Annotated in this window: 22 protein-coding genes and 2 tRNA genes; 20 read left to right on the top strand and 4 right to left on the bottom strand. The window is 49.6% G+C overall.

The features are described 5' to 3' along the window. Positions 1-31: 31 nt before the first annotated feature. The 3 genes from ACI955_RS03800 to rne form a co-directional block, all read right to left on the bottom strand. Positions 32-703, bottom strand: coding sequence for a Bax inhibitor-1/YccA family protein (locus ACI955_RS03800; protein ID WP_415242408.1), 672 nt, complete (start codon positions 701-703; stop codon positions 32-34). A 123-nt stretch (positions 704-826) separates the two neighbouring features. Further along, a tRNA-Ser gene (locus ACI955_RS03805) sits at positions 827-916 on the bottom strand. 159 nt (positions 917-1,075) lie between these two features. Beyond that, entirely contained in the window at positions 1,076-3,898 is a 2,823-nt protein-coding gene (gene rne / locus ACI955_RS03810; RefSeq protein ID WP_415242409.1) for a ribonuclease E, read from the bottom strand. Positions 3,899-4,432: 534 nt separating this feature from the next. On the opposite strand from rne, the gene rluC reads away from it, so the two are divergent. Beyond that, positions 4,433-5,386, top strand: coding sequence for a 23S rRNA pseudouridine(955/2504/2580) synthase RluC (gene rluC, locus ACI955_RS03815; protein WP_415242410.1), 954 nt, complete (start codon positions 4,433-4,435; stop codon positions 5,384-5,386). Continuing rightward, positions 5,386-6,033, top strand: a complete 648-nt coding sequence (locus ACI955_RS03820) for an HAD-IA family hydrolase (RefSeq protein ID WP_415242411.1) — start codon at positions 5,386-5,388, stop codon at positions 6,031-6,033. Before rluC ends, ACI955_RS03820 begins: the two co-directional genes overlap by 1 nt. A 17-nt stretch (positions 6,034-6,050) precedes the next feature. On the opposite strand, the gene ACI955_RS03825 is transcribed toward ACI955_RS03820, so the two are convergent. After that, positions 6,051-6,650 carry a Maf family protein gene (locus ACI955_RS03825; protein ID WP_415242412.1) on the bottom strand — a complete coding sequence of 200 codons (600 nt, stop codon included), beginning with the start codon at positions 6,648-6,650 and terminating at the stop codon, positions 6,051-6,053. A 189-nt stretch (positions 6,651-6,839) separates the two neighbouring features. Here ACI955_RS03825 and ACI955_RS03830 point away from each other — a divergent pair, with 189 nt between their 5' ends. From ACI955_RS03830 to ACI955_RS03915, 18 genes are all read left to right on the top strand, one after another. Further along, positions 6,840-7,361 carry a YceD family protein gene (locus ACI955_RS03830; protein ID WP_415242413.1) on the top strand — a complete coding sequence of 174 codons (522 nt, stop codon included), beginning with the start codon at positions 6,840-6,842 and terminating at the stop codon, positions 7,359-7,361. Positions 7,362-7,387: 26 nt separating this feature from the next. After that, positions 7,388-7,567: a 50S ribosomal protein L32 gene (rpmF, locus tag ACI955_RS03835; RefSeq protein WP_368375934.1), complete on the top strand. Its 180-nt coding sequence runs from the start codon at positions 7,388-7,390 to the stop codon at positions 7,565-7,567. 8 nt (positions 7,568-7,575) lie between these two features. Continuing rightward, positions 7,576-8,586: a phosphate acyltransferase PlsX gene (plsX, locus tag ACI955_RS03840; RefSeq protein WP_415242414.1), complete on the top strand. Its 1,011-nt coding sequence runs from the start codon at positions 7,576-7,578 to the stop codon at positions 8,584-8,586. Positions 8,587-8,614: 28 nt separating this feature from the next. Continuing rightward, a complete protein-coding gene (gene fabD, locus ACI955_RS03845) occupies positions 8,615-9,559 on the top strand; it encodes an ACP S-malonyltransferase (RefSeq protein WP_415242415.1) in 945 nt (314 codons plus the stop codon). Between the two features lie 36 nt (positions 9,560-9,595). Further along, entirely contained in the window at positions 9,596-10,333 is a 738-nt protein-coding gene (fabG, locus tag ACI955_RS03850; RefSeq protein ID WP_415242416.1) for a 3-oxoacyl-ACP reductase FabG, read from the top strand. A gap of 211 nt (positions 10,334-10,544) precedes the next feature. Beyond that, the gene (acpP, locus tag ACI955_RS03855) at positions 10,545-10,781 is read left to right on the top strand and encodes an acyl carrier protein (protein ID WP_103684682.1); all 237 of its coding nucleotides are present in this window, start codon (positions 10,545-10,547) and stop codon (positions 10,779-10,781) included. A 134-nt stretch (positions 10,782-10,915) separates the two neighbouring features. Next, a complete protein-coding gene (gene fabF, locus ACI955_RS03860) occupies positions 10,916-12,160 on the top strand; it encodes a beta-ketoacyl-ACP synthase II (protein WP_415242417.1) in 1,245 nt (414 codons plus the stop codon). After that, positions 12,160-12,987, top strand: a complete 828-nt coding sequence (gene pabC, locus ACI955_RS03865; protein ID WP_415242418.1) for an aminodeoxychorismate lyase — start codon at positions 12,160-12,162, stop codon at positions 12,985-12,987. The genes fabF and pabC overlap by 1 nt, the downstream gene beginning before the upstream one ends. Next, positions 12,980-14,035 carry an endolytic transglycosylase MltG gene (gene mltG / locus ACI955_RS03870; protein WP_415242419.1) on the top strand — a complete coding sequence of 352 codons (1,056 nt, stop codon included), beginning with the start codon at positions 12,980-12,982 and terminating at the stop codon, positions 14,033-14,035. The genes pabC and mltG overlap by 8 nt, the downstream gene beginning before the upstream one ends. Next, positions 14,036-14,692 (top strand): dTMP kinase, encoded by a 657-nt coding sequence (gene tmk / locus ACI955_RS03875; RefSeq protein WP_415242420.1) that lies wholly within the window; start codon positions 14,036-14,038, stop codon positions 14,690-14,692. Further along, positions 14,685-15,674, top strand: a complete 990-nt coding sequence (locus tag ACI955_RS03880; protein WP_415242421.1) for a DNA polymerase III subunit delta' — start codon at positions 14,685-14,687, stop codon at positions 15,672-15,674. Before tmk ends, ACI955_RS03880 begins: the two co-directional genes overlap by 8 nt. Positions 15,675-15,747: 73 nt before the next feature. Next, positions 15,748-16,098 (top strand): PilZ domain-containing protein, encoded by a 351-nt coding sequence (locus ACI955_RS03885; RefSeq protein WP_415242422.1) that lies wholly within the window; start codon positions 15,748-15,750, stop codon positions 16,096-16,098. A gap of 58 nt (positions 16,099-16,156) precedes the next feature. Then, positions 16,157-16,933 carry a TatD family hydrolase gene (locus ACI955_RS03890; RefSeq protein WP_415242423.1) on the top strand — a complete coding sequence of 259 codons (777 nt, stop codon included), beginning with the start codon at positions 16,157-16,159 and terminating at the stop codon, positions 16,931-16,933. Between the two features lie 46 nt (positions 16,934-16,979). After that, complete coding sequence (gcvT, locus tag ACI955_RS03895; RefSeq protein WP_415242424.1) at positions 16,980-18,098, top strand: glycine cleavage system aminomethyltransferase GcvT; 1,119 nt, start codon at positions 16,980-16,982, stop codon at positions 18,096-18,098. A gap of 19 nt (positions 18,099-18,117) precedes the next feature. After that, positions 18,118-19,185 carry a beta-N-acetylglucosaminidase domain-containing protein gene (locus ACI955_RS03900; protein ID WP_415242425.1) on the top strand — a complete coding sequence of 356 codons (1,068 nt, stop codon included), beginning with the start codon at positions 18,118-18,120 and terminating at the stop codon, positions 19,183-19,185. Between the two features lie 117 nt (positions 19,186-19,302). Beyond that, on the top strand, positions 19,303-21,450 hold the full coding sequence (gene fadB, locus ACI955_RS03905; RefSeq protein ID WP_415242426.1) for a fatty acid oxidation complex subunit alpha FadB: 2,148 nt from the start codon (positions 19,303-19,305) through the stop codon (positions 21,448-21,450). An 18-nt stretch (positions 21,451-21,468) separates the two neighbouring features. Continuing rightward, positions 21,469-22,644, top strand: coding sequence for an acetyl-CoA C-acyltransferase FadA (gene fadA, locus ACI955_RS03910; RefSeq protein WP_415242427.1), 1,176 nt, complete (start codon positions 21,469-21,471; stop codon positions 22,642-22,644). 184 nt (positions 22,645-22,828) lie between these two features. Further along, positions 22,829-22,913 (top strand) — tRNA-Leu (locus ACI955_RS03915). Positions 22,914-22,972 lie beyond the last annotated feature (59 nt).

The following is a 22,972-nucleotide window of genomic DNA, read 5'->3' on the forward strand; positions in this document are numbered from 1 at the left end:
AATGAACTGCTTGCTGTTTTTAAGCTGGTGATTAGTCGTCACCACTAAAAATACCTAATAAATGCAGTAGATGAACGAACAAATTATATATATCTAGATATAGGGACACTGTGGCGCGAATATAATTTGTCTCGCCGCCATGAATAATACGGCTAGTATCAAATAAGATCAGTCCAGACATAATGAATACCGCTGCCGCTGATATCGCTAGTGAGGCTGCTGGTACTTGAAAGAATAAATTGGCGATGCTTGCGACGACAATGACCAGTAGGCCAATCATCAAAAAACCACCCAGAAATGAGAAGTCTTTACGGGTTGTCAGTACGTAAGCCGATAAGCCAAAGAATACCAAAGCCGTGCCACCAAGGGCCTGCATCACTAACTCGCCACCATTTGGCAGAGAGAGATACATTTTAAGCATGGGCCCTAAAGCCGCGCCTAAAAGGCCTGTAAAGACGAATATCGCCACAATGCCTTTACTTGAGTCTGCCGTTTTATTCACCACAAACAGCATTACAAAGCCGAGGATCATAAGAACAAGCCCAGTGCCGTGGCCGATATTCATTGCCATAGCTAGCCCAGCACACATTGCGCTAGTCACTAGGGTCATACCCAAAAGCATATAAGTGTTGCGAAGGACCTTGCTAGTTTCCAAGGCGGCCAACGGCTGTGCGTGTGCCTGAAAGACCGATTTATCTTGCATGTCTTACTCCGTTAATTGCCAAACAAAGATGATGTAAAAAAGGTGACGTAATCAACCCTTATCATACTGGGTGTGAAGTGACTTGCAAAGGAAGATTCGATGGTTTCGAAGGGGATTGAAAAATGGCGGAGGGGCAGGGATTCGAACCCTGGGTCGGGATAAACCGACGCCGGTTTTCAAGACCGGTGCAATCGACCACTCTGCCACCCCTCCGCGGAAGCGAGGATTATACATAGCTTGAGTTGTGAAACAAGCAGTAATATAAAAAAGACTTATAAATCAGATTGATGTGGGCTTAATTGAATAATTTTTAAGCAGTCAAGGCCCAGTTTTTAGCTGGGCTTTGATTTACTTGAGGGCAAACGTTTTCATCTAACTACGCGGATCATTCGCTGCTCGTGCCACCGACGGACGGTTTGGATCCGGCTGGGCGACAACGCTGGCGTCTAATGCCGGTGGCATTGGGTTGGCAGTGTTGATCTGCACGCTTTTAACGGGCTGCGGTGCTGTGCGTGGATCATTTGCTGCACGTCCGAGCGGCTTTGCTTGCTCGACAGTGGGGGCTGCAACTGCCTCAGCTGCTTTCGCAGGTGCAGGCTTTACTGCTGCGGGTGTATCGGTCGCTTCGCTTGCGGCATCTTTTACTTCCGCTTCAATAGCTGCGGGGGCTATTTCTGCTAGCTTTGGGGCTTGCTCCTCCGCTGCAGCGGGTTTAGCTGCGCTATCGTCAGTAGTTTCGATGGGCGCAGTGGCTTCTTCTGGGATTGCTACTTTCTCGACATTGGCGGTTTCGCTGGCTGGGCTTATTTCGGCCTCGGCTGGCGACGCTAACGTTTCTGCTGGCGAGGCCGCAGTTAGCTCAGGCTGCGGCGTTTTTATTTCTGCCGTTACTTCTGGGGCCTTGTTTTCAGGTGCTGGTGTGCTGGCTTCAGATGTGTCTTCGGCGACTTGTTTCGGCTCTGCATTGCCAGCCGTTGTTTCGCTGTTGTCGCGATCCCGGTTGCGGTTGGCTGAGCGAGAAGGTCTGTTATTTCCTTGCTCGGCTTTTACCGGTGCTTCGGCTTCATTGCTAGCTGCCTGCTCATCAGAATTGCTTGCTTCTGCGGTAGTGGTATCTTCTTCAGTAACCGGCACGGGAGTGCGTTTTCGCTCTTGAGAGTTGCGCGGTTTACGGTTGCCTGGGCGACGTTTCGGTCTATTGCTGTTTTCGCTGTTGGCGTCCTGCTCCGAGCTAGCTGTAGTCGTTTCAACTTTAACTTCCGCTTCAGCTGCTGGTTTCGCTGTGACGTCTGATTTGCTAGCACGGTTGTCTGTGACGCGATCGTCGTCACGTGGTGCGCGTTGATCTGGGTTGCGACGGTTTCTGCCGCCACGGTTGTTATTGCGATTCCCCGAGCGATTATTGCTATTGCGAGTATTGTTGCTACGCGGCCGGGGTGCTGGAGTTGGCTCTGGTTCTGGCTCTGGTTCCGTGGTCTTAAATAGGTTGCTAAAAGCCTTGCTCAATTTGCTGAAGAAGCTCTCGCCGCTTTCAACTGCCTTGGCTTTAGCCTCTACTTTTACAGTGCTGGTTTCGGCGGCAACCGGAGCCTTAGGTGCGAGGGTGCGAACGACTGCGGCGGGTACCGGGTTACTGGTAGCAACTTCGTCCAGCGCTTCAGCCTGAGCTTCAAGATCAGCAACTATTTTATAGCTGATTTCACTCTCGTCGCCAATATCGCTTTCACGTAAGCGCATAACTTCAAAGTGTGGGGTGTCTAGTGCTGGCGTTGGAATAACGACAACACGCACGCCGCTACGTTGTTCAACGTCATAAATCGCGGTGCGCTTCTCGTTTAATAGATAAGAGGCGACATTTACCGGCACGATTACCCGAATTTCAGCGCTCTTCTCTTTGTTTGCTTCTTCTTCAACCAGACGCAAAATGGAGAGGGCGAGTGAGTTAGTGTCGCGGATAGTACCTTGACCGCTGCAGCGCGGGCAGACCTTGGCGCTGGTTTCGCCAAGGGATGGGCGCAAACGTTGGCGTGACATTTCTAGCAAACCAAAGCGCGAGATGCGGCCAATTTGGATGCGGGCCCGGTCTGGCTCCATGGCATCACGTACGCGATTTTCTACTTCACGCTGGTTTTTTGCCGCCAGCATGTCAATAAAGTCGACAACAATCAGGCCGCCGATGTCGCGCAGACGCAGCTGGCGAGCGATTTCGTCAGCGGCTTCGAGATTGGTCTGCAGAGCGGTTTCTTCTATATCGCCGCCTTTGGTTGCGCGGGCAGAGTTAATGTCGATAGAAACCAATGCTTCAGTCGGATCGATAACGATTGAACCGCCCGAGGGCAATTGCACTTCGCGCTGGAAGGCGGATTCGATCTGGCTTTCAATTTGGTAGCGATTAAAGAGGGGGACTTGATCTTTATACAGTCGAATCTTGTTTTTAAAGTGCGGCATAACCTGTTCAACAAAGTGCATAGCTTCGTTGTAGGATTCTTCCTCATCAATGAGAACTTGGTCGATATCATCGCGTAAATAGTCACGAATAGCGCGGATAATGACGTTACTTTCCTGCAAGATCAGGATCGGTGCTTTGCGCTCTTCAGAGGCTTGTTTGATGGCAGACCAGAGATGCAGAAGGTAGTCTAGATCCCACTGTAGCTCTTCTGAGCTGCGGCCAACACCCGCGGTGCGAACAATCACGCCCATAGTGTCGGGTATGTTTATTGAGCTTAAGGCATCACGTAATTCGGTGCGTTCGTCACCTTCGATGCGACGAGAGATGCCACCCGCACGCGGATTGTTTGGCATTAGCACCATGTATCGGCCTGCAAGACTGATAAAGGTTGTTAATGCCGCGCCTTTATTGCCACGCTCTTCTTTTTCGACCTGGACAATGACTTGAGTGCCTTCTTTGACAAGATCTTTGATCTTGGCACGGCCGCCGCTGACATCGGAAGGATTGCGATAAAAGTATTCTTTAGAAATTTCTTTGAGGGGGAGGAAGCCGTGACGCTCAGCGCCAAAATCAACGAAGGCGGCCTCTAAGCTAGGTTCTACACGGGTAATTGTGCCCTTATAGACATTGGCTTTCTTCTGCACGCGTGTACGATTTTCTATGTCCAGATCAAATAAGCGTTGGCCGTCAACGAGGGCAACGCGCAACTCTTCTGGTTGAGTCGCGTTAATAAGCATTCTTTTCATGAGCTAAAAGTCCCAAAAGCCGGGATTTGTCGCGCCACTCGTGCGATCGAGCATCTTTAAGCGGTCTGATGTACGCTGCAGTACCTTGTGGGCTTAGCAGTATTTTATGCTGCGCTGCACGGATACATCAGTGTGGCCTGTAACCTGGCCTTTATGTTCCAGTTCGCTGGGGTTGGTGTTTTTACAGCCCCGCGCTGGGCGTCTTTCATCTATTACTGTTGGGCGCGTATTTACTGCGCCAGTATTGGTAACGTTCTTTACGTCGCTTTCTCAGAGTTCTTTCACAGCCGTGGTTTAAACAAATATCGGCAGTACTGTTAATTAATATACCGACACTGCGTTAGAATGCCGCCGGTACACTGCTGTTCACTGATGGAAATAAGGCTATGCGTGAAATCCGCAGTCTTTACCTTAGTAGATGGCCAGCGGTCTTCCCTCACGTCACAGCCATGCTGTGGCGGGAACCGGACCCGGTAACTACCGGGCGATCATACCAGTATTCAATAACTAACTCAATGAGTTACGGGAGTGTAAGTGAGTTCAGAAACTGTCATCAACCCAACGGTGCGCTTGGTGACTGTCGAAGCTGATTATGCCGGGCAGCGAATCGATAATTTTTTAATGCGCGAGTTAAAAGGTGTCCCTAAGTCGCGGATTTATAACCTTTTGCGTCGTGGTGAGGTCAGGCTCAACAAGTCTAGAGTTAAGCCTGATCAAAAATTGGCATTCGGCGATGTGGTGCGTGTTCCGCCGGTAAGAGTGGCCGTCCGGGAGGGGGTGGTAGTTCCCGGTGGCTTGGATTCGAGTTTGCGATCCGCAATTCTTTATGAGGATGACGGCTTATTAATCATTAACAAGCCATCTGGTTTGGCGGTTCACGGTGGTAGCGGTATCTCCCTTGGTTTAATTGAAGCCCTGCGGCAAATGTATCCTGAGCAGCGAAGGTTGGAATTGGTTCATCGCCTGGATCGCGATACCTCTGGCTGCGTGATGGTGGCCAAAAAGCGCAGCGTGTTAAAGCAGCTCCATGAGCTACTGAAGGCGCGTAAGGGTGTCGATAAACGTTATTTAGCCTTGGTTGGCGGTAAGTGGCCGGTGAGAAAGCAGCAAGTGAATGCGCCACTGCAAAAAAATGTCCTCAATTCCGGTGAGAGAATGGTGCGTGTCGAGCTGGAGGGGAAAAAGTCGCTTACCGAATTCACGTTGATAAAGCGGGTGGCCGGTGCAAGTTTAATTGAGGCTCGGCCGGTCTCAGGCAGAACTCACCAGATTAGGGTCCACTGTCAATATGCGGGTTACCCAATACTCGGTGACGAAAAGTACGGTGATGATGAGGCAAACGCTAATTTCAAGAGGTTGGGCTTAAAACGGCTTTTTCTCCATGCGCACTCCCTGTCTTTTATGCTGGATGGCCGGCGTATTAATGTGACGGCACCATTGCCAAAAGAGCTAGAAAGTATGTTAGATGTTGCTGGTAGTGAATTGTAATGCTTATAATTTTTGATTGGGATGGCACTATTTTAGACTCCAGCGATAAGATTGTTTTCTGTATGCAGCAGGGAGCGAGGGATTTTGGTGTCGCGTCACGCGATTCTGAGGAGATCCGCAATATCATTGGTCTCGAGTTGAGTCTGGCGATTGCGTATTTGTACCCAGAGCTTAATAAAGTGGCGGTTGAGGGGGTGCGGGCGTGCTACGTTCAGTGCTTCATAGAGGCAGATAAGCAGCCATGCCAATTGTTTCCAGGGGTAGAGTCAACACTTCATACGCTGAAGGGTGCGGGGCATGATTTGTGCGTGGCAACCGGTAAAAGTCGCAGGGGATTGGATAGGGTGTTTGCGGGGCTGGGAATCAGCGCACTGTTCAGCGGGAGCCGTTGCGCGGACGAAACCGCCTCGAAGCCAGATCCGCTGATGCTTCAACAGCTATGCGGCGAGCGCGGGATAAATCCCATTGATGCGGTCATGGTGGGGGATACTGAGTACGACTTAGAGATGGCGAGTCGAATCGCCATGCCTCGCATTGGTGTTTCTTATGGTGTCCACAGCGTGGAGCGATTGATGCGCTGGAAACCGCTGTCGGTAGTGGATGAGTTTTCGATGTTGCTGTCCGTACTTGAGGGGCATCAACGGTAGCGGTAAAGGTCCTATGGCTAGATTACTGATAGGCCCTCGTTGCGCAAAAACTCACAGAGCTTTATCAAAGGTAGGCCAATAAGTGAATTTGGGTCTTCGCTGCGTATACGTTTAAAAAGGCTGATGCCCAAGCCTTCCATTTTAAAACTGCCTGCGCAGTCAAATGCTGGCTCCTTCACTATATAGGTGTCGATTTCTTGAGAGCTCAGTGCGCGAAATTCTACTAGCACGCGCTCTGTGTAGATTTGCAGTTTATTATTTCTGGTGTTCAATACACATAGCCCGGTATGAAAGATCACTTCCCGGCCGGAGCACAGTGTTAATTGTTGCTTTGCCGTTTCCGCATCGCCTGGTTTGCCAAGGATGGCGCCGTCGAAGTCACACACTTGGTCACCGGCGATAATAATCGCATTATGGTGATCTTTAGCTACTGCGCGGGCTTTTCCCGCGCTCAATCGGCTTGCCAGTGCCTCGGCGTGTTCGAGTGGATTTGGTGTTTCATCAATGTCTGGCGCTATACAAAGCGGATGCAAGCCGATCTGATTAAGTAGCTTTAATCGGTATTTGGAGCTTGATGCTAATATCAGGGTGTTAGTTAATTGGTCGCTGGGCGGCATTTTCACAGTTCCTGCATTACTGGCTTGCATGTTTTGAATTGGTTTTACGCGGTGTTGCCGTTTCTCACCATGTTGCCCGTAGTATTTTGCGGCAAACACAAGGTGTAGTGCTTTTTGTCCCTAAGCCCCCAATAATACGGGTGTTTTTGCTTTGACAATAGTCTGCTAAGTCCCTATGATTGCGCGCCTATGCAAAGACAGCCCCTGCCCAAGTTTGTAGATGCTCGTAAATTTGTTGTTTCAGGTATGGAAATTCATGCCTATCGACAAGTTGAGGGACTCGATCGTTTCGTTGCCGGCCTCGCCAATAGCCGCGGCTCGGTAGACGTAGATCTGCGTTTTTTTCGAGATGAGCAGGGGTTTAAGTGTATACAAGGTAACGCGGCTGCGCAGGTTGAAGTTCTTTGTCAGCGCTGTTTAAACCCGATGCCTATATGCATTGAAGCTGAATTTAATTTAGCTATCGTGTGGACGGATGAGCAGGCCAAGGCGTTGCCAAAATCATTAGACCCTTTGATCTTGGAGGAGGAGAGTCTAGTGCTTGCTGATTTGTTGCAAGAAGAGCTAATCATAAATACTCCCTTCGTCAGTTTTCACAGCGAAGAGTGTCGTGATTTTGTACCTGAGCCGGAGCAGGTTGAGGTCGTTCGCGACGTAGAGGAAGGTGGTAAGCCGTTTGCTATTTTGGGGCAATTAAAGCCCCGCGATTAATCTTAAGTACGAGGAATTTTTAGGCCATGGCTGTTCAAAAAAGTAAAGTCACCCGTTCACGTCGCGGTCAGCGTCGTTCACATGATTCATTGACTGGCGCAACGCTATCTGTTGATCAAACTAGCGGCGAGAAGCACCTGCGCCACAATGTTACTGCGGATGGTTTTTTTCGCGGTCGCAAAGTTGTTGCCGGTAAAGACGACTAAGTATTTGCGTGGCATCGCTGCGATTAGCCGTTGATGCAATGAGCGGAGACCTCGGTCTTCGCTCATCTATTTCTGCCTCTTTAAATGCGCTGAACCAGAATTCAGCTCTTCATATATCTTTGGTTGGTGATGAGCCTGCCATTCGTCTTGCGCTCGCCGAAAAAACCTACGACGCTACTCGTCTCCAAATTTGTCATAGCCCCGACGTTGTGGCAATGGACGATATTCCGTCTAAAACTCTTAGATACAAGAAAAACTCCTCGATGTACCGCGCCCTTGAGCTATTGCGTGACGGTGACGTTGCGGCTGTGGTGAGTGCTGGCAATACCGGCGCTCTAGTCGCAATGAGCTGTATTATATTAAAACGCCTACCGGGTGTTCGTCGCCCAGCTATTTGTGCTCCGGTCCCCGCTCGTAATGGTTATACCTTTATGTTGGATCTCGGCGCTAATATTACTTGCGACGCCGAACAGCTTTATCAATTTGCGCTTATGGGGTCGGCTTTATCTAAGGCCTTAGACGGTCTTGAAACGCCGCGCTTGGCGTTGTTAAACGTCGGTGCTGAATTGTTGAAGGGTACGTCGGTTGTTAAAGAAGCCGCCGAGCTGATTTCTGCTGATTCACGGTTGAATTATGTTGGTTTCGCCGAGGGCAACGATATTTTTTCAGACCAGATTGATGTCATGGTTTGTGATGGCTTTGTCGGTAACGTGGCGCTTAAGGTCTGTGAAGGTACGGCTAATTTCATTCGCGATCAGCTAAAAACCAAATTCAAACAAAGCCTATATGGCAAATTGGCAGGGCTGCTGGTGAAACCCGTGTTAAGTGGCTTTCAGCAAGATATAAACCCGGAGCGTTATAACGGCGCGGTCTTGTTAGGGTTGAATGGCGTTGTTATTAAAAGTCATGGCGGCTCTGGTGTGGAGAGTTTTGAGTCGGCAATTCATCAAGCCGCAAGAGCTGTTCGCAGTGAGTTAACACAATTAATTGCAGCTCAAATAAATACTACTGAATCATAAAAACTCGATATTAATAAAGGAATAGCTAATGGATACTCAGCAACTTGCACTGGTTTTCCCCGGCCAGGGTTCTCAGAAAGTCGGTATGCTGGCCGAACTTGGCGAATCATTTAGTATTGTTAAAAACACATTCGCCGAAGCATCTGACGCCCTTGGTTATGATATGTGGGATTTGGTGCAGAATGGTGAGCAATCTCAGCTTAATCTTACTGAGACAACACAGCCCGTATTATTGACTGCAAGTGTGGCGGTCTGGCGTTTATGGTGTGAGCAGGGTGGTTTAAGGCCATCACTATTAGCGGGTCACAGCCTGGGTGAGTTTTCAGCCTTAGTGTGCGCCGGCGCTATCGAATTTGCTGATGCAGTGCGTTTAGTGCGCTCGCGCGGCCAATATATGCAAACAGCGGTGCCTGTTGGTGAAGGTGCGATGGCTGCGATACTGGGTTTGGATGACGCGCAAATTGTGCAGATATGTGCGGAGGCGGCGGCAGGCTCTGGCGTGGTAGAGGCGGTAAATTTTAACTCGCCTGGGCAGGTTGTTATTGCTGGTCAAGTTGCCGCCGTGGATAAGGCCATTGAACTATTAAAAGCGGCGGGGGCGAAACGCGCCATGTCCTTACCCGTGAGCGCACCTTTCCATACCTCATTGATGCGTCCAGCAGGCGAGAAATTAGCTTTGGCATTGGCTGATATTACTGTGCAGCAACCAAGTATTCCGGTGGTTCACAATGTCCACGGCAAAACAGAATCAGATCCTGCAGCAATTAAAGCGCTGTTGGTTGAGCAGATTTACAGTGCGGTTAAATGGGTAGATTGCGTTGAGACCATGGTTTCGGCAGGGATTAACACCACGATTGAGTGCGGCCCAGGAAAAGTTCTTAGCGGCTTGAATAAGCGCATTAATAAATCATTAAATGGCCTCAATATTGAATCGCCGGCGAGTTTAGTCGCGGCCTTGGATTCCATACGCTAATTTTTTTGGCGAAGTAGATTAATAAGGAGTTTCATTATGACTGCAAAAGTTGCATTAGTTACTGGCGCTAGCCGCGGGATAGGGCAGGCCATCGCTATAGCCGTTGGCGAATTGGGTTATCTGGTTGTTGGTACGGCGACATCGCAAGCGGGTGCGGATGCCATCACTGCACATTTCAGTGAAGCAGGTATCGAGGGTGTCGGTATGATGCTCAATGTGTCAGATACCGCCTCAGTAGATGTTGTGGTTAAATCTATTAATGAACAGTTTGGTGCGCCGTCGGTATTGATTAACAACGCCGGTATTACCAAAGATAATATTATGCTGCGCATGAAAGAGGAGGAGTGGTATGACGTTATCGATACCAATCTGAACTCGCTCTATCGCTTAAGTAAAGCGTGCTTGCGTGGTATGACAAAGGCGCGCTGGGGTCGTATCGTTAACGTCAGCTCTGTCGTCGGAGCGATGGGGAATGCGGGGCAAACTAACTACGCTGCCTCAAAGGCGGGTATGGATGGATTCACGCGAGCCTTGGCACGTGAAATCGGATCAAGGTCAATCACCGTTAATGGTGTCGCGCCCGGTTTTATTGATACCGATATGACCAAGAAATTGGGTGATGAGCAGCGCAATGCGTTAAAAGCACAGATTCCATTGCAGCGCCTTGGCAGTCCAGAAGAAATTGCCGCGGTTGTTGCATTCTTAGTTAGCGACGCTGCAGCCTACGTTACTGGCGAAACCATTCATGTTAACGGCGGCATGTATATGGCGTAAACATATGTTTAAGAAGGGATTACTCTTCTCAAACATGAATTTTTCATATTTTTCTATGCACAAGCGGTGTCAGTCGCGGTAGAATGTGCGCATAAGTGCTGGCAGTATGAAACACGGTTTCGGCGGCTGCGCTTTTGTACAGGGTTTTGTCCCTTGGCAAAATATAAAGCAGGCCCAAAATTTTAATTTTAATTAGGAGTCACCAACGACCATGAGTAGCATTGAAGAGCGCGTCAAAAAGATTGTTGCAGAGCAACTTGGTGTTAAAGAAGAAGATGTGTCAGAGTCTGCATCATTCGTAGAAGACCTGGGCGCGGATTCTTTGGATACTGTTGAACTGGTAATGGCACTTGAAGAGGAATTTGAAACTGAGATTCCTGATGAAGAAGCTGAAAAAATCACTACTGTGCGTTTAGCTATTGATTACATCAAAGAAAACCTACAGTAAGCAGTGAACTAACGGCCTAGCCGTTTAAAAAGCCGTTTCTACGTAATGTAGTGCGGCTTTTTTTATGCCTGAATGTGCCATCCGTAGTATGAACATTACGTGTATGGCGCATGAAAGGAGATCGGGAGGGGTTTATGTCTAAAAGAAGAGTCGTCGTCACCGGCATGGGTATCATCAGTCCGCTAGGGAATTCGGTGGCAGAGACCTGGCGAAATATTTTGGCGGGTAAAAGTGGTATTACAACCATAGACCGCTTTGATGTATCGCAGTTTGCCACGCGTATTGGTGGCGCTATCAAGAACTTTGATATTGCTGATTATATGGCGGCCAAAGAAGCCAAGCGCTTCGATCCTTTTATACATTATGGCGTTGCGGCGGCAGAGCAAGCTCTAGCTGATTCTGGCATAGAAGTGACAGACGCGAATGCCCACCGAATTGGCACCGCGATAGGTTCAGGTATTGGCGGCATTGGCTTAATTGAACATAGCCGAGTAGTCATTGATAAAAGTGGCCCGCGCAAGTTATCGCCGTTTACTGTGCCCGGCGCCATTATTAATATGGTGGCCGGTGTTCTGGCCATTAAACATAATCTGCAAGGCCCCAGTATTGCGATAAGCACCGCGTGTACCACCGGCACCCACAACATTGGTATGGCCGCGAGAATGATTGCCTACGGCGATGCTGACGCTATGTTGGCGGGCGGTGCCGAAATGGCTACCACTCCAGTTGGTATCGGTGGTTTTGCCGCAGCACGGGCGATGTCCACGCGCAATGATGATCCGCAAGGAGCGAGTCGCCCCTGGGACAGGCAGCGTGACGGCTTTGTCTTGGGCGATGGCGCCGGCATGCTGATGTTGGAAGAGTACGAATTCGCCAAGCGCCGTGGCGCTCATATTCATGCTGAATTACTCGGTTTCGGTATGAGTTGTGATGCTTTTCATATGACGTCGCCGCCTGAAGACGGGCGCGGTGCGCAGGCTGCTATGCAAAGTGCGCTCAATGACGCCGCTTTAAACGCAGATCAGATCGATTATATTAATGCCCATGGCACGTCAACGCAGGCGGGTGATGTTGCTGAAAGCAAAGCGATCGAGCAATTGCTGGGTTCGGCGGCCGCTAAAGTGGCCGTAAGTTCTACCAAGTCTATGGTCGGACATTTGCTGGGCGCCGCCGGCGCCGTCGAGGCGATATTCTCGATCTTGGCGCTTCGTGATCAAGTGGCTCCCCCCACCATAAATCTAGAAGAGCCTGATGAGGGCTGTAACCTCAATTACGTCGCCAATATTTCTCAGCCCCGAAAGATTGCTTGTGTGCTGTCCAATTCCTTCGGTTTTGGTGGTACTAATGGCAGCCTACTGTTCGGCAATTTGCAAAATTAATGGCAAATAATGCAGTTCTAAGCTTAGTAAATGGTCAGTTTTGCGATCTGGTTTCAGCCAGTAATCGCGGTTTAGCGTATGGTGATGGTGTATTTGAGACGATTCTTGTTCGTGCTTGCCAGCCATTATGGCTAGATGACCACCTTGCTAGGCTTGCCAGCGGAGCCGGACAGCTAAATATATCCTGCGACATTTCACAAATAAGGCGAGACTGTTCGCTGCTATTAGCTGATCTAAATACTAGTGCGGCTGTTTTGAAGGTAGTGCTCACACGCGGGGCTGTTGCGCGCGGTTATACGCCTTATGCTGCAGAGTCTGATCGTATCCTCAGCCTGTCTGCTTACACGCAAAGTTGTCAATCATGGGATGACGGTATAGCGTTGGGGCTTTGCCAGACCCAGCTTTCCGCTCAGAAGCGTTTAGCGGGGATTAAGCATTTAAATCGTTTAGAGCAAGTGCTAGCAGCAGAAGAGCTCCATAGGCGCGGCTATCATGAAGGCTTGATGATGCAGGACGGGTTAATTATTGAGGGCAGTCGCAGCAATGTTTTTTTAGTTCTTGACGGCAAGTTGTTCACGCCGTCTTTGAGCCGCTGTGGGGTCGACGGTGTTATGCGTCAGCATGTATTGGCGCGTGCAAATCAATTAGGAATTAGCATTAATATTAAAGAGTTTGGCGTTTCCTTATTGCAGCGCGCCGACGAGGTGTTTGTTTGTAATAGTGTTTTCGGAATTTGGCCGGTTAGTAAAGTTGAGTGCATGCATAAGCAGATTGGGCCGGTAAGCCGCCTATTCCAGCGGGAGTTCCACAGCTATTTCTATGTTTAAATTATTTAAGGCCGCTTTAGCGTTAATTGTTCCGATCATTATCACGGTCCTTGCTGGAACCTGGTACCTCGATGATTATTTAGATCGCGAGCTTCCGTTGGCTGAGCCAACTGTGGTGTTTGTCTTAGCGCCAGGTACTGGCTTTTCTACCATGGTCAACCAGTTTAAGGAGCGTGGCTGGATAGAAAACCCGCAAGTGCTCAAGCTGTATGGTCGTCTAAATCCGACTATCACGCATATTAAAGCGGGCGAATATCTATTTGAACACGGAGTGTCGCTGGCAGAGAGTTTAGAGTTATTGCGCAAGGGCGATGTTGTTCGTCATCAGCTAACCCTGCTAGAAGGGTGGACTGTGGATCAAGTGCTCTCATACTTGGCAAATCAACCCTTGCTGGAGAAGGAGGCGCTGCAGAACGACGCTAGCTTATGGCGGTCACTTAAAATTGATGAGCCGTTTTCGGTTTTACCAGAAGGTCTGTTCTTCCCGGATACCTACAATTATCATCGTGATGATTTACCGAGCAGTATTTTGCTGCGTGCTTATAAGCGTATGCAGCGTGTTTTAAAGGACGAATGGGAAGCTCGGGATGTCGGCTTACCCTACGAAAATGCATATCAAGCATTGATCATGGCCTCCATTATTGAAAAGGAGACCGGCGTGCCGGAAGAGCGCGCTGAGATCGCAGGGGTATTTGTACGCAGATTAAAACTCGGTATGCGCTTGCAAACTGACCCTACCGTGATTTATGGATTAGGCGCTGCTTACGACGGTAATTTACGGCGTTCACACTTGCGCGACGAGTCCAATATTTATAATACCTACCGTCAGGATGGTCTGCCACCAAGCCCAATTGCCTCGGCGGGACGCGAGGCAATTCACGCGGCCCTGCACCCAGCCGAAGGTTCAACAATCTTCTTTGTGGCGAAGGGCGATGGCAGTCATTATTTTTCAGTTACTCTCAAAGAACATGAGGCGGCGGTAAAGCGCTATCAACTTAGTCAGCGTCGAGCAGATTATCGCTCTGCGCCACCTGCCTCGGAGAAATAAATGAGTGAGCAAGTAAGAGGCCGTTTTATTACGGTTGAGGGTACCGAGGGCGTCGGTAAATCGACTAATATTGCCTTTATTCAAACTTTGCTTGATGACGCTAATATTCCCCACATTGTTAGTAGAGAGCCGGGCGGCACGCCCTTAGCAGAAGAAATTCGCAATGTGTTGGTGGTGCCGCGTGAAGAGGCGATGTGCGAACTCACCGAATTGTTACTGGTGTTCGCAGCGCGTGCTCAGCATTTAAAGAATCTGATAGAGCCGGCTTTAGAGCAAGGAATTTGGGTGCTATGTGATCGCTTTACCGATGCTACCTTTGCTTATCAGGGGGGCGGGCGAGGAATATCTGTAGATCTTATCAGTCAATTACAAGATCTGGTGCAGGGAGGTATGCGTCCCGACTGCACTCTGCTACTAGATGCGCCGGTTGATGTCGGTATGGCGCGGGCTGGAGCGCGGGGTGCGCTTGATCGTTTTGAACAAGAAAAGCAGGCCTTTTTTGATAAGGTCCGCGGTGCTTATTTAGACCGTGTCGAGCAAGAGCCTGGCCGCTTTGTGGTGGTGGATGCGAGTGCAGATTTAAACACCGTTCAGACCGACATAGAGCAGGCTTTAATTTCCCAAATTAATGAGTACAGCGGCGGTCGACATGGCTGAGCCGCTGGTTGCGTATTCTTGGCAAATGAGCCAGTGGCAGCATTTGCAGCAGTTAATAGAATCTGACCGTCTACCTCATGCCTTGTTATTGGTTGGGCCGGATTCGATAGGCAAGCTGCGCTTTGCCAAAGCCCTAGCGGGATATTTACTGTGTGAATCTCCCGGTCAATTGGCGGCCTGTGGTCACTGCCGGAGTTGCCATTTTCAAATAGACGCCAGTAATCCGGATTATCGTGAGATTTGTCCCGATGAAGGCAAGCGTCAGATAGGGATAGATCAAGTGCGCAGCTTGCTGCATTTTTCAGGACAACATGCGCACCGCGATAACGGTAAAAAAATCGTCGTTATTCATCCCGCAGAGGCGATGAATGTATATACCGCCAATGCACTGTTGAAAACCTTAGAAGAGCCCAATGCTGGCACAATTTTAATCTTGGTGAGTCACAGTAGTAGTCAGTTATTGCCAACAATAAGATCGCGCTGTGTTCAGCTGCGTTTTGGGGTGCCAGATACAGCGCTCGCACAATCATGGTTGCGTGATTATGTTGGCGACGGCGAGCTAAGTAAGACCTTGTTAAGAGAGGTTGGCGGCCGCCCCTTAGCGGCGCGGCAAACCTTTGATGATGACGGTTTGGCCGTTCGTCAAAGCTTCGACTCGGCGCTGACCGCACTGTTTGAAGGCCAGAAAACAGCGCTGCAAGTCGCTGAAGAGTTCCTTGATAAAGATACCCTGCAGGTGTTGGACTGGTGGTGTAGACGACTGATGGATTTATCACGTCATCAGCTGGCTTCTCATGCCTTATCGGCGGAAAGTTGGCAGAGATTTAAGACGCTGCCGCCTGCGTTGGTCATGCAAACATTGCAGCGCGGATTAGAATTGCGATCAGGGTTCAGCCGGGGTGTGGCATTAAATAAGCGCCTTGTGTTGGAAACTCTCTTTCTTGAATGGGTGGCGCTATGCCAGCGTAATGCGGCATCATAAGATAGCCTTGCTATATTGGGTAGCGTAGATGAAATTGGCTATAAGTAAATGGTTGTGAGTAAGGGGGGAATATATGAGCGGTGCGCAGGGTGCACGTAACGGTATTTTGTCTCTTACTATTAGAGATAAGGCCGTTCTTTATGCGGCGTATATGCCATTTATAGTCGACGGCGGCTTGTTTGTGCCTACTACTAAGACCTATCAAGTGGGTGATGAAGTGTTCATGCTGCTGACTTTAATGGACGAGCCAGAAAAACTCCCGATTGCAGGTAAAGTCGTATGGATAACTCCCCGCGGTGCGCAGAGCAACCGTGCGGCGGGTATTGGTGTTCAATTTATTGGTGGTGACGGCGTTGCCAATAAAAAAATCGAGTCCTATCTTGCTGGTATTCTTGAGTCAGATAAACCCACGCACACCATGTAAACCATCGCAGGCCGATTCAGACCTGTATTTAAATCACTAAATTTAAAACGGAAGCCCCATGCTTGTAGACAGCCATTGTCATCTTGATCGCATTGATCTGAAACCTTATGGTGGTGACTTAGATTTAGCCATTCAGGCGGCAACCGAGCGCGGCGTCTCGAAAATGCTGTGTATTGGTATCGACTTAAGTAATGCGCCTGCCGTGGTCGCGATCGCCGAACGATTCCCGCAAATATACGCCTCCGTGGGGGTGCACCCCCTCGATATTAGCGATGAGATCTGTTCACTGCAGACGCTGACGGAGCTGGCAGACCACCCCAAGGTCGTTGCCATCGGTGAAACGGGCTTAGATTATTATTATAGCAGTGAGCGTAAAGTCGATCAGCAGCGCAGTTTTGCCCAGCATTTGCAGGTGTCGGCTGCCTGCGGTAAGCCAACGATAGTTCATACCCGCGAGGCCCGTGAAGATACCTTGGCGATTATTGCCGAGCATGGCGACCCTCAAGTAGGTGGTGTTTTACATTGCTTTACTGAATCTTGGGAAATGGCGGAAGCCGCTATGGCAATGGGCTACTACATTTCCTTCTCCGGCATTATCACCTTTAAAAATGCCAACGAGCTTCGCGAAGTAGTTCGTCGTGTTCCCATTGAGCGCTTACTGGTCGAGACCGACTCCCCGTATCTTGCGCCGGTGCCTTACCGCGGCAAGAAAAATGAGCCTAAATATGTCGTTGAAGTGGCCGAGTGTGTTGCGGAGTTAAAGGGCTTGTCTTACCAAGATGTATTACGCCACACCACCCAAAACTTTGAGTGTCTGTTTCCATTAGCAAAATGATCCCACGCTAGGATAACCAGTCCTTTACGCCCTAGGAGATAGTGCATTGAGCACAGAAGATTTATTAATCACCCCGTTAAATGCGCTCCATCGCGAGCTTTCTGCAAAAATGGTGCCCTTTGCGGGCTACGATATGCCAGTGCAATACCCATTGGGTGTGCTTAAAGAACACTTGCATGTGCGCGCTGCAGCGGGTTTGTTTGACGTGTCCCACATGGGTCAAATTCGGGTGAGTGGCGAAAATGTCGCTGCTGAATTAGAAAAACTAATGCCGCAGGATGTCTTGGGTCTGCCCCTTAATCGGCAGCGCTATGGCCTGCTGACGAATGAGCAGGGCGGCATTCTAGATGATTTGATGTTTGCCAATTGTGGCGATTACTTTCTTTTAATTGTGAATGCTGCCTGCAAACATCAAGATTTTGAGTGGCTGCGCAAACATTTACCGACCAGTGTCAACATGCAGATGCTCGAGGATCAGGGCTTGCTGGCATTGCAGGGACCGAAGGCGCGCCAGGTATTATCGCGCTTAGCGGCTGAGACCGCGGCGATGGTGTTTATGGATACTGCACACTGCGCGATTGACGGTATTGAGTGTTGGCTAAGTTGCTCAGGCTACACTGGCGAAGACGGATTTGAAATTTCTGTGGCGCCGGAAAAGGCCGACGCGCTAGCGCGCATTCTGCTGGCTCAATCCGAAGTCGAATTTATTGGCCTGGGCGCAAGAGATTCACTGCGGCTAGAGGCCGGCTTGTGTCTTTACGGACACGACATGAATGACACCATCAGTCCTATTAGAGCTAATTTGCTGTGGTCTATTTCAAAAGCTCGGCGACCGGATGGCGCGCGCAGCGGCGGTTATCCTGGAGCAGAAGTCATCGCTAAGGAGTTAAAAGACGGCGTAGCAGAAAAACGGGTCCTGATTGACGTGGAGGGCAGGGCGCCGGTGCGCGAAGGCGCCGATATTGTCACCGCCAGTGGTGATATTGTCGGGCGGGTGAGCAGTGGCGGTTTTGGTCCCAGTGTTGGACGGCCAATTGTTATGGCCTATGTGTCGACTGCGACGCTTAAAGCACAGCAGCCGTTATTTGCCAGTGTGCGGGGCAAACAATTGCCGGTGATGTTTAGGCCTTCACCTTTTGTGGGGCAGCGCTATTATCGCGGTTAGCCATTGTGAGGGAGGTGCTGTGAGTAAACCTTTTACAACATCGATTATCGAAGGGTTTTATGGGCGTCAGTGGACTTGGGCGCAGCGGTTCAGCTTGCCGGCTCTAGTTGCGAAATGGCGGTACAGCAGCTACATCTACGCGCCAAAGGGCGACGCCAGCTTAAGGAATAACTGGTCGCAACCTTTTGAGGCAAGTCATAGAGTTAATTTAGAGACCCTTGGCGCAAGCTGCCATGCGTCTGGTTTAAACTGGGGTTTGGGTTTGTCTCCCGTCGGTTTGCAGGCAAGTTACGGCGCGAGTGAAAAGCAGTTATTGAAATGTAAAGTTAAGGAAATTCAAGAGCTTAATCCAGATATTTTATGGATTTTATTTGATGACCTGCCGGCGGGAAACCCGCAGTTAGCGCAGAATCAAATTTCCGTGGTTAACGATGTTAAGCAGCAATTGCCCGGTGTTCAGCTGGCAATGTGCCCAAGCTATTACAGTTTTGATCCGATACTTGAAGAGTTGTTTGGTAAGTGCCCGGACCATTACTTTAGTGATCTGAATGCCGGGCTTACTCAGGATGTTGACCTGCTGTGGACGGGTAATAAAGTTATCAGTGACGGCTATACTGGCGATGATTGCCAGCGCGCAGCAGAGTTACTGGGTAGAAAACCCCTGATTTGGGATAACTATCCTGTCAATGATGGCCGTAAAACCAGCCGTTTTCTGCATTTGGCGCCGTTTACTGGTCGGTCGCCAGAGATGGCTCAGTGGTGTCGCGGTCACGCCGCTAATCCCATGAATCAATTTCATTTATCCATGTTAGTCTTGCCAGCGCTGGGAGCCGTCTATACTAGCGGGGCCAGCTACAATCCTGATGAGGTGTTTAAGGCTGCGATTGCTGGATTGCCGGTGCAGTTGAGGGTGTTAATATTGCGAGATGCATTACTCTTTCAAGAAAAAGGCCTAGACGGCATCACTGCAGAAGAGAAGGCTGAGCTGATAAATAGTTACCGTAAAATAGCCCATCCTCTGGCCGCTGAAGTTTGCGATTGGATAGGTGAGGGCTATTGTTTTGACCCCGCTTGTTTGACTGATTAAATGGCGGAGGTGCTTGCCAATATTTTGCTAATACGGTAGTTTTAGCACCCAATGTTTACATGGTAAACATAAAAGTATGGCAAATACCGCCGCCACAACTCAATTTGAGGAAAAAAAATGATTTATCAAGGCAAGGCGTTAACTGCAAAGTACCTGGAAGAAGGCATTGCGGAACTCTGTTTCGACCTAGAGGGCGACTCAGTCAACAAATTTAATCGCGTTACTCTGCAAGAGTTAGGCGAAGCGACGGCAGCGTTAGCTGCTGAAACCAGTCTGAAGGGCGTGCTTGTTACCAGCGCTAAATCAGTATTTATTGTTGGCGCGGATATCACCGAGTTCACCGAACTCTTTAAGCTACCAGACGCTGAGATTCGCGAGTGGACCTCTAAGGCAAACGACATCTTTAATGCATTTGAAGATTTACCAGTGCCGACTGTGGTGGCAATTAATGGCGTCGCCTTGGGCGGCGGTTTTGAACTGTGCTTGGCTTGTGATTTCAGAGTCATGTCAACTGCAGCGATAGTGGGCTTGCCTGAAGTGAAGCTGGGGATTAATCCAGGTTTTGGTGGCACAGTAAGATTGCCGCGGGTTATCGGTTGCGATAACGCCATGATGTGGGTGGCAACCGGTCAGCAACAAAAGCCTGACGCAGCGCTTAAAGATGGTGGTGTAGACGCCGTCGTTGCGCCGGAGGCACTTGTTGACGCGTCTTTAGATTTGCTTAAAAACGTCATTGCGGGTGATTTTGATTACCAAGCACGCAGAACTGAGAAAACCTCGCCTGTTAAATTGAATGATATTGAGCGCATGATGTCATTCACCACAGGTAAAGCCATGGTTGCACAGCAGGCCGGACGTCATATGCCTGCGCCACTTACGGCGGCTAAATCAATGGAGCGCAGTGCCGGTTTGAATCGGGCCGAAGCCATTGAGGTTGAGATAGATCATTTTATTAAATTGGTACGTACGCCCCAGGCTAGCGCCCTTGTTGGGCTGTTTTTGAGTGAGCAATCGGTGAGTAAAGCCGCTCGCGGTTTCGCCAAAACCGGTGGTGATATCAAACAAGCTGCAGTCTTGGGTGCGGGTATTATGGGCGGTGGTATTGCTTACCAGTCGGCCTATAAAGGCACGCCTATTCTGATGAAGGATATCGCTGATGCTGGTCTTGCACTTGGGATGAAGGAGGCGGGTAAATTACTTGCCAAGCGCGTGTCTCGCGGTCGCATGACGGCCGATAAAATGTCAGCCGTGTTAGGCAGTATCCGACCATCGCTTAATTACGACGGTTTTGATAAAGCCGATGTGATTGTTGAAGCGGTAGTAGAGAACGCCAAGGTTAAGCAAGCGGTTCTCTCTGAGACTGAAAAGCACATCAGTAAAGACGCTGTGCTGGCCTCTAATACCTCAACAATTTCTATTACTCACCTTGCTGAAGCGCTCGAGAGACCAGAGAACTTCTGCGGCATGCACTTTTTTAACCCAGTGCATGCGATGCCTCTAGTTGAGGTTATTCGCGGTGAGAAGACGAGCGATCTAACTATTGCAAAAGTGGTCAAATACGCTTTGCAGATGGGTAAAACGCCGATTGTTGTTAATGATTGCCCTGGCTTTTACGTAAACCGTGTGTTGTTTCCGTATTTCGCCGGTTTTGACATGCTGATACGCGATGGTGGTGATTTCCGTAAGATCGACAAAGTGATGGAAGGTTTCGGTATGCCAATGGGGCCTGCTTACCTGATGGACGTTGTTGGTATTGACACCGGTTATCACGCAGCAGAGGTGATGGCGGCAGGTTTTCCAGACAGAATGCGTCACGAATTTACCGGCATTTCTCAGCTAATGTTTGAAGCCAAGCGTTATGGCCAGAAAAACGGTATTGGTTTTTATCGCTATGAGGAAGATGCCAAGGGCAAGCCTAAGAAATGCGAAGATGAAGCTGCGCTAGCGATGGCCGAATCCGCCAAGCAAGCATCTGTTGAATTATCCGACGATGATATTGTTGCGAGAATGATGATTCCTATGTGCATTGAAACGGTTCGCTGTCTTGATGAAAACATCGTGCGCGACCCTGCTGATGCAGATATGGGCTTGATTATGGGTATCGGTTTCCCAGTATTCCGTGGCGGTGCGCTGCGCTATATCGATCAAATGGGTGTGAAAGCCTTTTGTGAGATGGCAGATCAGTACGCGGATCTTGGGCCGCTATACCACCCAACAGAAAGCCTCCGTCAAATGGCGGCTAATGGCGAATCATTCTTTAAATAATCGGGCGGAGATATAACCATGACATACAAAGCAAATGATGTAGTAATCGTCGATTGCGCCCGTACTCCTATGGCGCGCTCAAAAAATGGCGTGTTTAGAAATGTGCGAGCGGAGAATATGTCGGCATCTTTGATCGACAGTTTGTTGGCGCGTAACCCCGGTATTGATCCGGCTCTTTTTGAAGATGTGATTTGGGGCTGTGTAAACCAGACCAATGAACAGGGCTGGAACATTGCGCGGATGATCTCAGTAATGACTAAACTTCCCCATGAAGTTGCTGGTCAGACTGTTAGCCGGTTGTGCGGCTCGTCAATGTCGGCTCTGCATACTGCGGCGCAGGCAATTATGAGCGGTTATGGCGATACCTTTATGGTTGGCGGTGTTGAGCATATGGGACATTTAGCTATGAGCCACGGCGTTGACCCTAATCCGCAAGCCAGTAAATACGTTGCTCGCGCTGCCGGCATGATGGGGATGACTGCAGAAGCCCTGGCGATGATGCACGGTATTGGTCGTGAGCAGCAGGATCAATTTGGCATGCGCTCTCATCTATTAGCGGCTGATGCACGGGCCAATGGTCGCTTTGATAAGGAAATCATTGCCATTGAAGGTCATGGCGAAGATGGTCGTAAACTATTGATCAAAGCTGATACCACAATCCGTCCGGAAACGACGCTTGAAAGTCTGGCGCAATTGCGTCCGGCCTTCGATCCGCGTAATGGCACCGTGACTGCTGGTACTAGCTCGCAGATTGCTGATGGCGCCTCGGCCATGATCATGATGTCTGGTCAGCGGGCAATGGACTTAGGTCTAACGCCACGTGCGAAAGTGGTCGGTATGGCAGTGGCGGGTGTTGATCCATCCATTATGGGTTACGGTCCTGTGCCGGCAACGCATAAGGCTTTAAAGCGTCTTGGCATGAGCATGGACGACATAGAAACCGTCGAGCTAAACGAAGCTTTTGCAGCGCAGGCATTGCCAGTGCTTAAAGATCTTAAGTTGCTAGACAAGATGGAAGATAAAGTAAATCTTAATGGCGGTGCTATAGCGCTTGGCCATCCGTTTGGTTGCTCTGGAACCCGGATTGTCACTACGCTTATTAACGTGATGGAACAGCGTGACACCTCTGTAGGTCTGGCTACCATGTGTATTGGTATGGGGCAGGGCATTAGTACAATTATTGAGCGGGTATAACCCGTCTTTAAAGGCCGCTATTGTATGAATTTCATGCAATAGTAGTGTTTAGAGATAATTGTTTGCAGGTCTGCTTGATCGCGCTCATGGCCTGTGGCACAATCTCGTTCCTCGCGCAGTCATGCTGCGCGATTTCATTTGTAAACCGTGATAATTCAATACCTTAAGACGGTTTTACAGGTGTGCGGATGTGGTGAAATTGGTATACACGCCAGATTTAGGTTCTGGTGCCGCAAGGCGTGAGAGTTCGAGTCTCTCCATCCGCACCATTTCATAGAATTCTTTTAAGTGGCCACTCTATTTATGATTGTGGCCATTTATGTTTAAC

The organism is Zhongshania sp., assembly GCF_047636175.1.
In the GTDB taxonomy this organism is placed as follows: domain Bacteria; phylum Pseudomonadota; class Gammaproteobacteria; order Pseudomonadales; family Spongiibacteraceae; genus Spongiibacter.

Coding starts and splice junctions, on each gene's coding strand:
- ACI955_RS03800 (WP_415242408.1), bottom strand. CDS start 703: ATGCAAGATAAATCGGTCTTTCAGGCACACGCACAGCCGTTGGCCGCC.
- rne (WP_415242409.1), bottom strand. CDS start 3,898: ATGAAAAGAATGCTTATTAACGCGACTCAACCAGAAGAGTTGCGCGTT.
- ACI955_RS03820 (WP_415242411.1), top strand. CDS start 5,386: ATGCTTATAATTTTTGATTGGGATGGCACTATTTTAGACTCCAGCGAT.
- ACI955_RS03825 (WP_415242412.1), bottom strand. CDS start 6,650: ATGCCGCCCAGCGACCAATTAACTAACACCCTGATATTAGCATCAAGC.
- ACI955_RS03830 (WP_415242413.1), top strand. CDS start 6,840: ATGCAAAGACAGCCCCTGCCCAAGTTTGTAGATGCTCGTAAATTTGTT.
- rpmF (WP_368375934.1), top strand. CDS start 7,388: ATGGCTGTTCAAAAAAGTAAAGTCACCCGTTCACGTCGCGGTCAGCGT.
- fabD (WP_415242415.1), top strand. CDS start 8,615: ATGGATACTCAGCAACTTGCACTGGTTTTCCCCGGCCAGGGTTCTCAG.
- fabG (WP_415242416.1), top strand. CDS start 9,596: ATGACTGCAAAAGTTGCATTAGTTACTGGCGCTAGCCGCGGGATAGGG.
- acpP (WP_103684682.1), top strand. CDS start 10,545: ATGAGTAGCATTGAAGAGCGCGTCAAAAAGATTGTTGCAGAGCAACTT.
- fabF (WP_415242417.1), top strand. CDS start 10,916: ATGTCTAAAAGAAGAGTCGTCGTCACCGGCATGGGTATCATCAGTCCG.
- pabC (WP_415242418.1), top strand. CDS start 12,160: ATGGCAAATAATGCAGTTCTAAGCTTAGTAAATGGTCAGTTTTGCGAT.
- mltG (WP_415242419.1), top strand. CDS start 12,980: ATGTTTAAATTATTTAAGGCCGCTTTAGCGTTAATTGTTCCGATCATT.
- tmk (WP_415242420.1), top strand. CDS start 14,036: ATGAGTGAGCAAGTAAGAGGCCGTTTTATTACGGTTGAGGGTACCGAG.
- ACI955_RS03880 (WP_415242421.1), top strand. CDS start 14,685: ATGGCTGAGCCGCTGGTTGCGTATTCTTGGCAAATGAGCCAGTGGCAG.
- ACI955_RS03885 (WP_415242422.1), top strand. CDS start 15,748: ATGAGCGGTGCGCAGGGTGCACGTAACGGTATTTTGTCTCTTACTATT.
- ACI955_RS03890 (WP_415242423.1), top strand. CDS start 16,157: ATGCTTGTAGACAGCCATTGTCATCTTGATCGCATTGATCTGAAACCT.
- fadB (WP_415242426.1), top strand. CDS start 19,303: ATGATTTATCAAGGCAAGGCGTTAACTGCAAAGTACCTGGAAGAAGGC.
- fadA (WP_415242427.1), top strand. CDS start 21,469: ATGACATACAAAGCAAATGATGTAGTAATCGTCGATTGCGCCCGTACT.